The sequence below is a fragment of the Chitinophaga sp. genome, assembly GCF_036569185.1.
Taxonomy (GTDB): Bacteria; Bacteroidota; Bacteroidia; order Chitinophagales; family Chitinophagaceae; genus Chitinophaga.
Window position 1 is genome coordinate 1 of the sequence record NZ_DATCRD010000272.1, and the last position, 14,473, is coordinate 14,473.

Genomic DNA, 14,473 nt, shown 5'->3' on the forward strand with positions numbered 1-14,473 from the left:
CTGATATTGTAGTGATAGCCGTGCCTGTTTATAATTTTAATATTCCTTCGGCGCTGAAAGCCTGGATCGACCATGTGGTGCGGGCGGGCAGAACGTTCAGTTACGGAGCCGATGGTCCGAAAGGATTATTAAAAGATAAAAAAATATACCTGGCCATTGCTTCCGGTGGTGTTTATTCGGATGGCCCGCTGAAGGCCATCGACTATACAGAACCTTATCTTAAAACAGTGTTCGGGTTTATCGGCCTGCACGATGTTACCACTTTCAGGGTTGAAGGTGTAAGCTCACCGGAATTAAAGGAAACTGCGTTGCAGAAAGGATTGGAGAGCGTAGTGGTTTGAAACATGTAAAATAAAACGGCCGGCAGTTATTCCCATCTGCCGGTCGTTTTATTTTAAACAGGATTAGGCTAACTTTATTTAAAGTTCACCTTATGCTGTTTAAACAAGCGCACCTCGAAGGAATTGCTTCGGGAAAAGTATCGCTGGCTTTCCGTAAATGGAAAAAGCCGGCTGTAAACAAAGGGAGCCTTATCAATACCAGCATCGGTGTGGTCGCCGTCACCGGCATCAGGGAGTATCCCATCAGCCGGGTCACTGAAGCAGATGCTGTCGCTGCGGGTTATAAGGATCTCGCTGCCCTGCATACAGCACTCAATAAAATACAGGAAGGCATTCTTTACAGGATAGACGTACACTATCACTCGGAAGACCCACGGATTAAATTAAGAGAACAAACTTCTCTCACCGCAGAAGCCCTTGCAATGATCACCACAAAACTGGCCCGCCTGGATCAGTTTAGTGCACAAGGTAGCTGGACAGCCACCGTACTGGACGCTATACGCCGGTACCCCTGTCTGAAAGCTGCAGTGCTGGCGGAACAGCTGGGAATGCAAAAAGAGTGGCTGAAGCTTAATATCCGCAAACTGAAAAACCTGGGCCTCACTATCAGTCAGCCGGAAGGTTATACTTTGTCGCCCCTGGGAGAGGAATATCTCGCATCACAATCTTCCGGAAAATAATAATCTATGAATGCAGAAATATTTTAAGAGAAGAATTTGTGTGATGTGAAAATTACGTATTTCTACGTATGAATAGTAGGTAGGAATCATAACCTAACTGAAATAAGGGTGCAGTGTGATTGTTGTGAAACTATTGATAGTGGCTGATTTGTTCGTAAAAGTAAATATGGTTTACCAGTATTGCGCAAGCGTATTTTCCGCAACATGTTTTACCGGAAATAATAATTTTGGAAGATGTAATGAAGATGCTTGCTGGTAGAGTGTTCCGGTAATGTATTGCTGCAAAATACAGTTGTGTGAAAATTACATCTTAAAAAAATATTTATTTCCGAATTAAAAAATGTTCTTTACCTTAGTTTTCAAGAACGTTTTGAAAGACCAGAAGAGACAGGTAATTGAACCCCAAATTTACTGAACCCCAAACCCCTCGTCATTCGTGATAAGTCATGCGCTTACATTGATACGTGATCATTTGCAGGCATTCTTTGCCCTCAGAGGTTTTCCTGCGAATAGTGTGATCGTTGAAAACATTGGTTTGCTTGAAACAACGCATGCCAATAATTTCAATGGCAACGTTATCATTTCCCTGGTAAATGTAGAAGAAGAGAGTACCCTGAAAAACAGCAAGGCGTACACCACATGGCCGGATAACCGTGCCAGGTACCAGCATCCGCCGGTATACCTCAATCTCTATGTGCTGTTTACTGCCGTACTTTTCGGCGATGCTACACACGACTACTACGAAGAAGCATTGCACCGGCTCTCGGCAGTGATCAGCTTTTTCCAGGCGCAGAAAACTTTCAAAAATGCGGATGGATCACTGGATCTGACCCTGGAACTGTACACGCTTACATTCGAACAGATTAATCACCTCTGGGCATCACTCGGCGGACGACAGGTCCCCTTCGTGATGTACAAGGTGCGGCTCGTTGCTATCACGGAAAACGCTGTGCTCAGAGTAGTGCCGCTGATAGAGGAAATAGAAGACACACAACACCCTACTGCTTAAAGTTTTTATGTCTGTTATTTACAAGATATTGTTTGAAGTGCAGTTGCTGCACGAATATTATCTGCAAAATACCAAAGGGATCTCCTTTTTTGAGCAGACCACCGATCAGCAACGTGCGGATTTCCTGATGGAAAAGCTGCGGCAGGATCAGTACCGGCTGTTGCGCGACTGGGACATTCAACCCCTTCCGGCTACAGCGGTGCTGATGAAGAACTATCACCTCCGCCTGCTACCCACTGCTACCGGTTTCAAAGGCGCCATCGAAGTAAAGAAAGTAATGCAGGGCGGCACAGTGGCTTACACACCTTTTGTGCCCATCCCCCCGGACGCCGCTTTCCGCTTTGCCATTGCGCCCCGCAATGCAGACGCACTGGCCTTTACCAGTATAAGAATGCGCCGTACATTACCCGCGCAATACTATTTCTCCAACGATAATACCGCCGGTACCAAAGTATTTCCTTCACTGTCTGTACCGGTGCCCGCAAACGATAACACCCGGCAATACGAACAGGGCGAGCTTTCCAAAGTAGGCGCCGATGTGTCGGAGTATCTCAACAAACCAGGCACTGCGCCCAATGATCCTTCACAATGGCGAAAGATCAAAGGCAACGGGTTTGTGCATGAAGGCGACCGCCTGCTGCTGCCTTTTACCTTCCAGTATTTCTTCCCGCCCGCTGTGCAGGTGAACAGCGGAACAGCTACCCTGGAAAGCATTGCAGGCGGCGCATCTTTACAACGTACATTCACTGCTTCCGGTGCCTCGCAGGTACGACTGGATTTCTCTACGCCACTACCGGACAACTCCCTGCTGGCAGACGGCTGGTATAACCTCAAAGTAACCGGCGATAATAATTTTGCCGCACAACATTTGCTGTATGCCAGTCGCACAGAAATGTACAAAGCCGGCAACATCGGTGTTATAGAGCTTCGCGCAGATGCCGCCGGCGACAGCTTCGCCATGCTCGACCCCGATGGCACTCTCAAAACAAAACTGCAACCCGACGGTACAAAAATTCCGCATACCATCTACGAACTGCGCTTCAGGAGCAGAAGCTCCTATTGGCGCTACTTCCCCCAACACGGGCAAACGCTGGTGTTCAGTAACCACGCCAACAACCTGCTTACGGTAGCAGATCCGAACGGCGCACGCACCACGAAAGAGCCATGGCCGTTCTCATTTAATAACCGGCTGTTCCCCGTTACGGAAAACAATATCACTAACTATGAACAGCTGCTGCCAAATCCGCGCGGGCTCTCCCTCAGCAGCGATGCGGATCAGCGCCTGTACGCCGATGTGGTAGTGCTGCTCTCAAAAATATTTCCGCAAGGCCCTTAAACCCGGTATATGATCTATTCAAACCACAATTAAAAACAGTTAAAACCCCAAACATATGGCTGAATATAAAACTCCCGGCGTCTACATCGAGGAGATCGTAAAATTTCCCCCCTCCATAGCCTCTGTTGAAACAGCTATCCCGGCTTTCATAGGCTACACGGAATTTGCCCAGAACAAAGTACCAGGCGACCTGGTGATGGTGCCCACACGCATTACTTCCATGCTCGATTATAACCGCATCTTCGGCGGTTCGCAGCTGGAAGAAGAAAGCATAACGGTAAACATCGACAGCTCCCAGCCACAGGCGGTGATCAAGGCGGTGATTGACCCGCTGAAGGCATCCAAATACCTGATGGCTTACCAGCTGCAGATGTTCTTCAACAACGGCGGCGGCCCCTGCTACATCGTGTCTGTGGGCGACTACAGCACCGGCGGTGTGATCTCGTTATCGTCGCTCACCGACGGACTGAACGCCGTGGAAAAGATCGATGAAGTGACCCTCATCCTTTTCCCCGACGCTATTAACCTCACAGACGCAGCGTCTTACTATACCCTGCATAAATCGGCGTTGGACCAGTGCAGTTTGCTGAAAGACCGCTTCACCGTTTTTGATATCTGGATGGATCCCGCCATAGGCCCCGCGGAAAGCATCATTGATCATAATGTTACCCTGTTCAGGGATGCAGGTTTTGGAGAGATAGAAACCAAAAAATACGGCGCTGTTTACTTCCCGAGAGTGAACACACAGCTGGCCTATACCTACGACGAAGCCACTGTACAGGTGGTGCAAACAGGCGGCGACGGATCGCTCAACGGTACGCTTGCCGCATTGAAAGGCATCAACAATGCGTTTTATTACCAGGCATTGAATGCCATTACGCAGATAAGAATGCTTCTCCCTTCTTCTGCAGCAGTAGTAGGAAAATACGCGGAAACAGACAACAGCCGCGGCGTATGGAAAGCTCCCGCCAACGTGGGCATTGATTACGCCGTAAGCCCTGAAGTAATTGTAACCAAACTGGAACAGGACGATCTCAACGTGGATGTGCGTGATGGCAAATCTGTAAACGTGATCCGCTCTTTCCCCGGCAGAGGCCCGGCCATCATCTGGGGCGCCCGCACACTGGCAGGCAACGACAACGAATGGCGTTACATCTCCGTTCGCCGATTCTTCAACATGGTAGAAGAATCTGTTAAGAATGCCACCCAGCAGTTTGTGTTTGAGCCCAACGACCGCAATACCTGGGTGCGCGTGAAATCAATGATAGAAAACTACCTGACCCAGCAATGGAAAGCCGGCGCGCTCATGGGCACTACCACCAGGGAAGCCTATTTCGTAAAGGTGGGTCTTGGTGAAACCATGACGGAGCTGGATGTATGGGAAGGACGCATGATCGTGGAAATAGGCATGGCAGTGGTACGCCCTGCTGAATTCATCATCCTGCGCTTCAGCCACAAAATGCTGCAGGAATCTTAATCCTTTTACATTCAGACCAAATAAACTGAATACTGTATGAACACAATGAACCCCACTCAATCTTCAGCCAGCAACGGCTGTGGTGATTCTACCAATAAAACCCAGCAATACATCGATAACAACAAACGCGGGATCTGCAGCGCCTTTACAGATTCGCTGAATGTATTGCGTATGCGGGAAGGAGAGTACAAAGGCTATAAACCGGTGTACAAATACAAACAATGCTTCTTTATCAAAGCCGAGGAAACCTGGCGCTTCTACCGCTCCATCGATCTTTGCGCCACTTTGCCCGCACAGAAAGATGCCGAGCTGATAAAAGATAAGCTCAGCAAAGCCAGCGACGTGAATAAAGCTATCGCCGCGGCGCTTGCCATTGTTGCCAAAAATATCCAGGATGCAAAGCAGAAATTCGCCCTGCTGAGCGAAGCAGCCCATAAGCTGAATAACAAAGCGGAAGATAACTGCAACAAAGCGCAACGCGCTGCCCTGGGCAAACTGAAAGCCGGCAGCAAGGATTTCAAAACCTGCTTCGATAATATCGTAGACGGCTCCCAGGAAATGTACGCCTCCGAAGGCGGCTGCGGAGATGGCGAAACCGTAAGTATCAATAAGCTGCACTGCGCCATAGGAGACGTTTCCGGCATACAATCGTTCACCAGTCTTGATAACGTGATAGCCTTGCATAAAGACCTCGCAGACGCCATTAAAGCGTTCCGCGATGATGTATTGCAGAACATCAAAGCAGGAGAGGACGATCAGAAGAAAACCTACGGTGAACTGGGAGATGCAAAGATCCAGAAAGTCACCATCCGCGAAACACTATGGTCGGCCAGAACGCAAACACAGGGAATTGAAGACATCCGCGAGTTCCTTTGCACCCTGCCCTGCGGTGATCTTCCTACTATCAAATCTATCTGCGAACAGGCACAGGGCAACTATTGCAACAGCAACGGCAACGGCGGGCATTGCGATGACTGACATCCCATCGGCAGTAAATAAATATTCCTGATCTCAAAAAAATATTCACTATGAATTGCAATAAAGTATATGAACCCTTTGTAGAAAGCGACGACTCCTGCTGCGCTACCATACCCGGTGGCAATGAAACGGAGTGCGGTTGTGTGGACGACTGGAAAAAAGAGCTAAAAGCCAAAGGCAGCCTGTACCAGCAAAAAGCCGCGGAAGCCGCCAAGAAAAAAGAAGAGCTGGCCCGTGCGCTCGACTGGCGCAATAAAGTAAAACTTTATTTTGATAACGTGCAGAAAAGCGCAGAAAAAGCAGATGCCATTACCAGCAAGGTGAAAGTAGTACTGGACATACTGGAGAAACTCTGCAAAAGCACCGGCTATTCTGTAAAAGCCATCGAAGTGTTCTTCTGTATGACCAAAGAGTTATATACAAAAGTGGATGAAGTGGCCGCCTGCTACAACAATATCACCAAGGCTATCGACTGCTCCAACGACCAGGTGCTGAAGAAAGGCGGTATCACCGACGCCTGGGTGGACTATGGCAAGAAACTCCAGGACGTGATCGCCATCGGCAACGATATTTTCAACAACATCGTGATTGCCCTGAAAGCCGCTACCATACTGGATGAAACCATTTGCGAAAAAGACTACGGCATCAAGGCGGCTATCGCCGGCATCGGCTGCATCTTTAATCCAACAGGTAACGGGAATGGCGGCAACGGCGGTATCAAACCCGGGGAAGATGACAGCATGGAAATATGCTGCACCGATAAACTGGTATGCCCCGTATTCCCGCTTAAAAATGATCATTACTATACGCTCACTGAAAAGCACCTCAGCAACGCGGATACCCGGCTGGCAGCCATCAAACCGGAATACGACAAGGTAAGCCAGGAAGCCAACCGCCTGCAGGCATGTACGGATAGTCTTACCAAAGCCATTAAACAGGCCCAGGACGCCAAAGCATGCAAGTAACAGTAACCAGATTTTTATCATCTTTTTAAACTTAAAGATATGCCCGCAAAAGGAACATACCCGTTACCAAAATTTCATTTCCTGGTAGAATGGGGGAAAGACGTAAGACTCGGATTCACAGAAGTTTCCGGCCTCGACTTTGAAACAGAAGTGATCGAATACCGGGAAGGTAACAGCAAGAAATATAATAAAAGCAAACAGCCTGGTCTTACCAAATACGCCAACATCTCACTGAAACGTGGCACATTTGAAGGCGATTACGATTTCTACAAAGCCTGGCGCGAAACGTACTACTTCCAGGAAGGCAACAAAGCAGGCAGCAAATACCGCCGCGATGTAACCATCAAACTGCTCAATGAAAGCCATGAGCCGGTGATCACCTGGAAAGTGCTGAACGCATGGCCTTCCAAAATAACTTCCACTGATCTGAAAGCAGACGCCAATGAAGTAGCCATTGAAACAATGGAACTGGTGCACGAAGGACTGGAGATCATGAACGTTGATTGATATGGCACAACCGGTAATAAAACCCGATAACTTCTGGCAGGCCGTAGGCTTCCACTTCTCCGTCACTTTTTTTGGATTGCCCAAAAGCAGCGGTGGCAAAGATGCGGGCTCCGATCTTGATATCCGCTTCCAGAGCGTTACTGGTCTGGAAGCCACCATTGGTACGGAACCGCTGAAGGAAGGAGGCGAAAACAGGTTTGAGCATAACCTTCCCGTGCGGCGTACCTACTCGCCGCTGATCCTGAAAAGAGGATTGCTCCGCCCGGACGATTCCTCGCTGTCGGCCTGGTGCCGCCGTGCACTGGAAGACCAGCAGATCGTTCCGCTCAAACTGGTGAAGGTGGCGCTGCTGGATGAGGACCACAACATCCTCATGTACTGGAACCTCGCCTGGGTATGGCCACGCAGCTGGAAACTGGCGGAGCTGCACGCGGAACGCAGCGAAGTGCTGATAGAAACACTGGAACTGAACTACAACCGGTTTGAATTTAAAAACAGCTGAGTTATGCCCATAGAAATCCGTGAACTGATCATCAAAGCTGAAGTGGCGCCGGAAAACGCTCCCGGTGGCGCTGCAGGCGGCAATTCAACAGCCGGCGATGGCAACGGCCAGGCAACAGAAGCCATGATCGCATTGTGCGTGGAAAAAGTATTACAGGCACTGAAAGAAAAAAATGAAAGATGACAGACGCAAAAGTGGAAAAGATCTACATCCTCACGTATGCCGACAGGCTGCAGCAGCAACTGGATAACAAACACAAATTTACCATCCCGGTAAATGCGGAAACTTATACCCGGTCGCTGAAAGTAGACTACGACATACGCCGCGAACCAGGCAGCCAGAAAACAGAAGCACGCTTTATTTCTACCATCCCGGAAGAACTGAAGCTCGACTTCGTGCTCGACGGCACCAATACCATAGAAGGATACGGTTACCCCGGCATGGATGTGCAGGCGCAGGTAAAACTGTTGCTGGATACCGTTTACTACATGGATGGTGAAACACACCGCCCGCGTTTTCTGAAAGTATTCTGGGGCAAACAGGTGGCTTTTCCCTGCGTAATGTCTAACCTGGACTTAAACTATGTACTGTTCAACGCCGATGGAAGCCCGCTCCGCGTAAAGGTGAGCGCTACCTTTCTCAACTACCGTGCAAGGGATGCCAATGAAAGGGAGCAAAGCAAAGCCTCGCCGGACCTTACCCATCACCGTGTGTTTAAGCAGGGCGACCGGCTCGATCTTTTTAGTTTTAAGATCTACCAGGACCCCAAATATATGTTGCAGGTAGCCCGGCAGAATAATCTTACCTCATTCAAAAGAGTACCGGTTGGTAAAGAGATCTATTTCCCTCCATTCGATAAAAGCGAAGTATCATGAACGAAACAGGAATACCCAATACTTCTGCACACGATGTAGCGAGTTACAACATCCTGTTGAACGGTACCCAACCGCTGAATCCCGTGTACGAGGTGCTGTCGCTCACACTTACACAGGTGGTGAATAAGATCCCGATGGCAAAGATCGTATTACGCGATGGCGCCGCTGCCGATCAGAATTTTGCCATCAGCAATACCAACGATCTGCTGCCCGGTACCAAACTCACTATCAAAGTAGGGCGCGATGGCTCCAACAAAGCGCTGTTCAAAGGCGTTATTGTGCACCAGGGCATCAAATTCCGCCAGGATGGCAACCCCGTGCTCACCGTGGAATGCCGCGATGAAACCGTGAAAATGGCCATCGGCAGGCATAGCCGCTACTATGAAAAAGTGAAAGACAGCGAGGTGATAGAACAGCTCATCAGGCGCTACAGCGGCCTGGGCGCAGATGTGGAAGCCACCACGGTGCAGCATAAGGAACTGGTACAACACCATAGCACCGACTGGGATTTCCTCCTGCTCCGCGCAGAAGCCAATGGCAAACTGGTGATCGCCGACCAGGGAAAGGTGAAGGTAAAGAAACCCAACACCACGGCATCGGCAGTATTGCAGCTTACCTACGGCAGCTCCCTCATGGAACTGGAAGCAGAAATGGATGCCCGCTATCAGTGGAGCTCCGTGCATGCCAGCGCATGGGACTACACCGGGCAACAGCTGTATGAAGCAGAAACCTCTTCTGCTGATTATACGGAACAGGGCAACGTTTCAGGTAGTACCCTTGCCGGCGTGATCGGGCTTCCACAGTATGAACTGGCGCACAGCGGCCGCCGTGCAGCGGAAGAACTGCAGCAGCTCACCAATGCCGCCATGCTCAAAAGCAGGCTGGCAAAGATCCGCGGCAGGGCAAAATTCCTCGGCTTTTCCGGCGTAACCCCCGGCGATATGGTGACCCTACAAGGCATCGGCAACCGTTACAACGGCAATGCTTTTGTAACCGGCGTACGCCATGAAATAGCACATGGTACCTGGGATACGCATATACAGTTCGGCCTGGAACCCGACTGGCTGGCAGAAGCCTATAAAGATATTTCCGATATCCCGGCGGCAGGAATGCTGCCTGCTATCCACGGCCTCCAGGTAGGTAAGGTGGTACAGCTGCAGAATGATCCTGATGGAGAGCACCGCATCCTGGTGAAGATACCGGTAATAGACAATGCCGCCCGCGGCATTTGGGTAAGAGTGGCCAGCCTGGACGCAGGTAATAACCGCGGCGCTTTCTTCCGCCCTGAAATTGATGATGAAGTGATTGTGGGTTTTATCAACGACGACCCACGCGATGCCATTGTACTGGGAATGCTCAACAGCAGCGCGAAACCGGCGCCCATCACCGCGAAAGACGATAATGATGAAAAAGGATTTGTGACAAGAAGCGGTATGCGCATTCACTTCAACGACAATACGAAAACAATTACGATAGATACCCCGGCAGGAAACAGTATCACAATAGATGAAGCAAGTACCAGTATCAAACTGAAAGACCAGAACAGCAATACCATCACCATGGATACTTCCGGCATCAAACTGGAAAGCCCTATGAACGTGGAGCTAAAGGCGGGTGTAAACCTGGTGCTGTCGGCCGGCGCAGCGCTTTCCATTGGAGGCGCCAGCATATCCGCCGCGGCGGATGGCGCCGTGGAGCTGAAAGGCGCTATGGCGAAATTATCTTCACAGGGTATCACAGAAGTAACAGGTTCATTGGTAAAAATAAATTAACCGGCAAAACCCCAAAACGAACAACGATTGCCGGTCACCTAAATTGTTAATCTCATGCCTCCAGCAGCACGCATCAGCGATTTTCACACCTGTCCCTTGTTCTCAGGGCCGGTACCGCATGTAGGCGGCCCGGTAGTTGGGCCAGGCGTACCAACGGTGATGATTGCCGGTATCCCGGCAGCAGTAGCCGGCGATATCTGCACCTGCGTAGGTCCTCCGGATACAATCGTGAAAGGATCTGCCACCGTAATGATAGGAGGGCGGCCCGCCGCAAGGATGGGCGACCTTACCGCACACGGCGGCGTAATTGTGATGGGAGCCCCTACAGTAATTATTGGCGGATAAAAATCAATACACATGTTACAAAACGATCCCCGTTCATTCCTCGGCACCGGCTGGAAATTCCCGCCAACATTTGATCTGCAAAGCGGCGCAGTGGAACTGGTAAGCAATGAAGCAGATATCAAAGAAAGCCTCGATATCCTGCTATCTACCAGTTTGGGAGAAAGAGTAATGCAGCCCCGCTACGGATGCGATCTGCAGGACTATATTTTTGAACCGCTCAATGCTACCATGATCGGCTTCCTGCGCGACCTGGTGGAAAATGCCATCCTCTTTTATGAGCCCCGCATCAAAGTAGAGGAAATAGCAGTAGTGCCCATGGATAGCCCCGACCTCATTGAAGGAAGGTTCACTATCTCTGTCGACTATACGATTGCAAGTACTAATTCAAGGTACAATTATGTGTATGATTTCTATTTGCTGGAAGCAGCGCAAAAACCCTGAAAGGCGCATCACCAAAAGGGTCATCAATTAATCAGTTAAATCATGATCGTACATCCTTTTCAATATGAACCAGGCATCAGTCAGCGGAACCGGCTACTACCGGCCCTGGATGCTGCCGCTGCACCGATAGACGGGAGAAAGCTCGCGGACCTGCTCCATTACTTTGTACAAATGGCGCCGCAGATCAATTATTATCAATACAAAGATGCTTACCTGATCAACGACTGGCAGCCCTTCTTCCGTAATAGCCTCCCTTTCCTGCTCGCACAGCTGGCTAAAACAGATACCAGTGGGCTGACAGGTAAATTTGAAGGCTATGTGCAACAGGTGTATGAACGCCCTACAAAAGATACGCTGCAACTCCTGGTCAGCTTTTTATTTGATGACGTGATCGTTCCCATTGCGCAATGGCAGGAAGCATTTCATGGAACCGGCCTGGCCATGGAACGCAGCATAGAAGCCATCATCCAGCAAAAACTCCGCACGCCCATATCACAGTTCATCCGGTTTACCAACGGCGCCGTGAAATGGTTCTGCATCCCTTCTCTCGATCTTTCAAAAATTAAAAACCAGGAGATCTGGGGCATCGATCCACTGTTCGCCTACCTGGAATGGAATGAAAGTTTTCAGTTTGCCGCTACGGCCCGCGAAAAGGCATTACTGTTGTTACAGGCCTACCAGTCTGTATTCCAGCCCTTCCTGGATGCCATTGCCGCTATTGCCGCACTGTCGCCGGATAATATAGCAGAAAGCCTGCAACCACTGAATGAAGCCTATAAAAAGAATCATACGCCCCACCTGGGTCTGCTCTTTGCATTCCTGTACCTGTTCAGCCATGTACAGCAACAACTGAATGGCTTTACACAAAAACATCTTGATTTCTTCTTTCAACAGGTATTAAAACTGGTGCCTAAACCACTTACACCAGATAAAGCACACGTGGTATTTGAAGTGCAGCAACCCTTTCAGCAATACCTGCTCCCGAAAGGTACCGCCCTCCGCGATGGAAAAGACAACAATAAAACCGACGTCATTTTTCAGCTGGAAGATGAGATTGTGGTAGATAATGCGGCCATCTCCAGTTTACTTACCCTGTATGTAAACCCTGCAACAGCGTTTAAAAGAACGCTGTCAGACGGTGGTCAGCTTTGTTATAAAAAGAATTTTATTGAAGGACTGTATATCGCCACCAAAGCCAATATGGCGGATGGGGTAGATAAGCCCTTCCAGGAAAATATGCCAAAGAACTGGTTTACCGCCGGTTCCCGTTACAGCAAATTTATAGCGCCGGGTAAAACACAGCCCACGCAACATCCCTATGCCCGCCTCGGGTTTATCCTGGCTTCACCGGTACTGCTGCTGCAGGAAGGTAAACGCACGGTTACAGTGGATATTGATTGTGTGATCGCAGCAAACTGTGATGATAACAATGTGTTGCTGTACGACAGCGACTATTTCGATGCACTGAAAATTATCCTGAAAAATAAATACACTTACCTGTCGGACGACCTGGTAACACAGGCGGAAGAAATGGGCGTGAGCTCCGCTACCATCAACGTGCTGCGGGCCGCGCTGACCGATGTGAAATACGCTGCCGATGGTACGCATGCGGTACTAACAGATGATGGCGTTAACCCCGATACCCCTTTGGCAAGCATCAATGCGTTGCCGCCTGCGGTAAAAGCATTGTTCCCGCCACGCCGTGTGCTACAGCTGTTTTTCAGCGGGGAAGAAAACTGGATAGCCCCGCCTCAACTGGCAGATATCACCATTGCTCCTGTAACCGGTGGATATAAATTAACCCTGAAAGCAGAGCTGCCGCCGGAAGTGCCCGCGGTAACTTTTTACGATAAGAAAGTATTGAGCGGTAACTATAATACCACGCAGCCGGTGCTGCGCGTGGAAGTAGACCAGCAGGTGAAACTGGGTCTCGATGATATTCTCATTAATAAAGCCGGGGGCGACTGTGGCCAGTGCCCCCTGGAACGTCAGCCACAGAATACGGTAACGGCTATTGCATTGTATCATTTCCTGCGCGACTTCCGCATCCGGGATGTGGGCGTGAAAGTCGATGTTTGCGGCGTTAAAAATGTGATCGTACAAAACGACGAAACCGTACAGGATGTGAATGCGCCTGTTTATCCCTTCGGTACCCGGCCTGCGCTGATCGACTTTGAAATACTGAAAGGGAAGAAAGAATTTTCTACTACTACGAAAGGCCCCAGCTTCTATATCGGCTCTTCAGAGATCTTTGGAAAGAAGTGGGATAAGGTGTATGTGAATATGAACTGGAAAGATAAACCGGCCAGCTTTGAAGCGTATTATGCAGGCTATGTGCAGGGCGGACTGGCAGAATCTGATTTCAAGATCAATAAATATGTATTGCAGGATGGCGCCTGGTTTAAAGAAAATACTGCCGATGAATTACTGTTCAATAAGATCGAAGATGTGCCCTGCGACCCGGGAAAAATATACGATTACGCCATCGCATTTGAGCCGCCAACAGCACCTGCGTATAAAGACAAGTTCAGTCTTACCGATGAAAAGGTAACCTGCTATAACGCCGATACCCGCAACTATTTCGCTAAAATAACATTGGCCCGCCAGGACTTCATGCATAAAGACTATGCCTTTGTGCTGGCCCGGCAAATGACCGCCTTTAACCGCCTGCTGGATGATCCCAAAGATCCGAAGAACAGGATTGATACCGCTGCCTATTATAACTCAGTAGGCTCGCCGGTAGTATTTAACCTGAAAGAGCTGAAACAACTGGTGCAGGATACTTATGCAGATGCGCTAAGCCTCAATAAATATATCCAGGGCCCCAGCGGCCTGGATGGCCGGATTCCACCGGATAGCATGTCGCCTCCATGGGCCTGGACACCCACGCCTGCGGAAGCGCTCACCATCCGCTATATTTCCCGCGGTCCTAATGAACCGGATTTTCCCGAACGCCACGGCTTCTTCCAGGGCTTCGAAGGACTTACCGAACTGGCAAAAGACATCAAGGAAAAATTGGAAGACATCCAGGTATCCGTGGTAGACACCAACACGCTGTCGGCCATCATCCCCAATGAGCCCTGGACGCCGGTGATCAGCCAGATCTCCATCGACTACAGCGCTACCGCTGAAAAGTCAGATGTACAGCTCCTGCACCAGTATCCCTTTGAAAATACTTTTAAGGAAGAAGTACTGGACCTGCAACCCTCGCTGTTACCGGTATGCTGCCACGAAGGCACTTTATT

The 14,473-nt window shown here is 49.6% G+C and carries 15 protein-coding genes; all 15 read left to right on the forward strand.

Annotation, left to right across the window (positions count from 1 at the left end):
• On the forward strand, positions 1 to 341 hold a 341-nt coding region (locus VIM72_RS21005; RefSeq protein WP_332004788.1), incomplete at its 5' end, for an FMN-dependent NADH-azoreductase.
• Between the two features lie 92 nt (positions 342 to 433).
• Positions 434 to 1,021: a hypothetical protein gene (locus tag VIM72_RS21010; RefSeq protein ID WP_332004789.1), complete on the forward strand. Its 588-nt coding sequence runs from the start codon at positions 434 to 436 to the stop codon at positions 1,019 to 1,021.
• Between the two features lie 436 nt (positions 1,022 to 1,457).
• Complete coding sequence (locus VIM72_RS21015) at positions 1,458 to 2,030, forward strand: DUF4255 domain-containing protein (protein ID WP_332004790.1); 573 nt, start codon at positions 1,458 to 1,460, stop codon at positions 2,028 to 2,030.
• A gap of 7 nt (positions 2,031 to 2,037) precedes the next feature.
• Positions 2,038 to 3,366 carry a hypothetical protein gene (locus VIM72_RS21020; protein ID WP_332004791.1) on the forward strand — a complete coding sequence of 443 codons (1,329 nt, stop codon included), beginning with the start codon at positions 2,038 to 2,040 and terminating at the stop codon, positions 3,364 to 3,366.
• Positions 3,367 to 3,421: 55 nt separating this feature from the next.
• Positions 3,422 to 4,843 (forward strand): phage tail sheath family protein, encoded by a 1,422-nt coding sequence (locus VIM72_RS21025; protein ID WP_332004792.1) that lies wholly within the window; start codon positions 3,422 to 3,424, stop codon positions 4,841 to 4,843.
• Between the two features lie 36 nt (positions 4,844 to 4,879).
• Positions 4,880 to 5,821 (forward strand): hypothetical protein, encoded by a 942-nt coding sequence (locus VIM72_RS21030; RefSeq protein WP_332004793.1) that lies wholly within the window; start codon positions 4,880 to 4,882, stop codon positions 5,819 to 5,821.
• A gap of 50 nt (positions 5,822 to 5,871) precedes the next feature.
• Positions 5,872 to 6,786 carry a hypothetical protein gene (locus VIM72_RS21035; RefSeq protein WP_332004794.1) on the forward strand — a complete coding sequence of 305 codons (915 nt, stop codon included), beginning with the start codon at positions 5,872 to 5,874 and terminating at the stop codon, positions 6,784 to 6,786.
• A gap of 39 nt (positions 6,787 to 6,825) precedes the next feature.
• Positions 6,826 to 7,293: a phage tail protein gene (locus VIM72_RS21040; RefSeq protein WP_332004795.1), complete on the forward strand. Its 468-nt coding sequence runs from the start codon at positions 6,826 to 6,828 to the stop codon at positions 7,291 to 7,293.
• A gap of 1 nt (position 7,294) precedes the next feature.
• Positions 7,295 to 7,795 (forward strand): phage tail protein, encoded by a 501-nt coding sequence (locus tag VIM72_RS21045; RefSeq protein ID WP_332004796.1) that lies wholly within the window; start codon positions 7,295 to 7,297, stop codon positions 7,793 to 7,795.
• 3 nt (positions 7,796 to 7,798) lie between these two features.
• Positions 7,799 to 7,978 carry a DUF5908 family protein gene (locus VIM72_RS21050; protein ID WP_332004797.1) on the forward strand — a complete coding sequence of 60 codons (180 nt, stop codon included), beginning with the start codon at positions 7,799 to 7,801 and terminating at the stop codon, positions 7,976 to 7,978.
• Positions 7,975 to 8,670 carry a hypothetical protein gene (locus VIM72_RS21055; RefSeq protein WP_332004798.1) on the forward strand — a complete coding sequence of 232 codons (696 nt, stop codon included), beginning with the start codon at positions 7,975 to 7,977 and terminating at the stop codon, positions 8,668 to 8,670. The genes VIM72_RS21050 and VIM72_RS21055 overlap by 4 nt, the downstream gene beginning before the upstream one ends.
• A complete protein-coding gene (vgrG, locus tag VIM72_RS21060; RefSeq protein ID WP_332004799.1) occupies positions 8,667 to 10,442 on the forward strand; it encodes a type VI secretion system tip protein VgrG in 1,776 nt (591 codons plus the stop codon). Before VIM72_RS21055 ends, vgrG begins: the two co-directional genes overlap by 4 nt.
• 54 nt (positions 10,443 to 10,496) lie before the next feature.
• Positions 10,497 to 10,787, forward strand: coding sequence for a PAAR domain-containing protein (locus VIM72_RS21065; protein WP_332004800.1), 291 nt, complete (start codon positions 10,497 to 10,499; stop codon positions 10,785 to 10,787).
• Positions 10,788 to 10,799: 12 nt separating this feature from the next.
• Complete coding sequence (locus VIM72_RS21070; RefSeq protein ID WP_332004801.1) at positions 10,800 to 11,228, forward strand: GPW/gp25 family protein; 429 nt, start codon at positions 10,800 to 10,802, stop codon at positions 11,226 to 11,228.
• A 42-nt stretch (positions 11,229 to 11,270) separates the two neighbouring features.
• A partial coding sequence (locus VIM72_RS21075; protein WP_332004802.1) for a hypothetical protein occupies positions 11,271 to 14,473 on the forward strand: 3,203 nt, incomplete at its 3' end.

Excerpts from the sequence above, each read along its gene's own strand:
- VIM72_RS21010 (WP_332004789.1), top strand. The coding sequence starts at position 434 with ATGCTGTTTAAACAAGCGCACCTCGAAGGAATTGCTTCGGGAAAAGTA.
- VIM72_RS21020 (WP_332004791.1), top strand. The coding sequence starts at position 2,038 with ATGTCTGTTATTTACAAGATATTGTTTGAAGTGCAGTTGCTGCACGAA.
- VIM72_RS21025 (WP_332004792.1), top strand. The coding sequence starts at position 3,422 with ATGGCTGAATATAAAACTCCCGGCGTCTACATCGAGGAGATCGTAAAA.
- VIM72_RS21030 (WP_332004793.1), top strand. The coding sequence starts at position 4,880 with ATGAACACAATGAACCCCACTCAATCTTCAGCCAGCAACGGCTGTGGT.
- VIM72_RS21035 (WP_332004794.1), top strand. The coding sequence starts at position 5,872 with ATGAATTGCAATAAAGTATATGAACCCTTTGTAGAAAGCGACGACTCC.
- VIM72_RS21040 (WP_332004795.1), top strand. The coding sequence starts at position 6,826 with ATGCCCGCAAAAGGAACATACCCGTTACCAAAATTTCATTTCCTGGTA.
- VIM72_RS21045 (WP_332004796.1), top strand. The coding sequence starts at position 7,295 with ATGGCACAACCGGTAATAAAACCCGATAACTTCTGGCAGGCCGTAGGC.
- VIM72_RS21050 (WP_332004797.1), top strand. The coding sequence starts at position 7,799 with ATGCCCATAGAAATCCGTGAACTGATCATCAAAGCTGAAGTGGCGCCG.
- VIM72_RS21055 (WP_332004798.1), top strand. The coding sequence starts at position 7,975 with ATGACAGACGCAAAAGTGGAAAAGATCTACATCCTCACGTATGCCGAC.
- vgrG (WP_332004799.1), top strand. The coding sequence starts at position 8,667 with ATGAACGAAACAGGAATACCCAATACTTCTGCACACGATGTAGCGAGT.
- VIM72_RS21065 (WP_332004800.1), top strand. The coding sequence starts at position 10,497 with ATGCCTCCAGCAGCACGCATCAGCGATTTTCACACCTGTCCCTTGTTC.
- VIM72_RS21070 (WP_332004801.1), top strand. The coding sequence starts at position 10,800 with ATGTTACAAAACGATCCCCGTTCATTCCTCGGCACCGGCTGGAAATTC.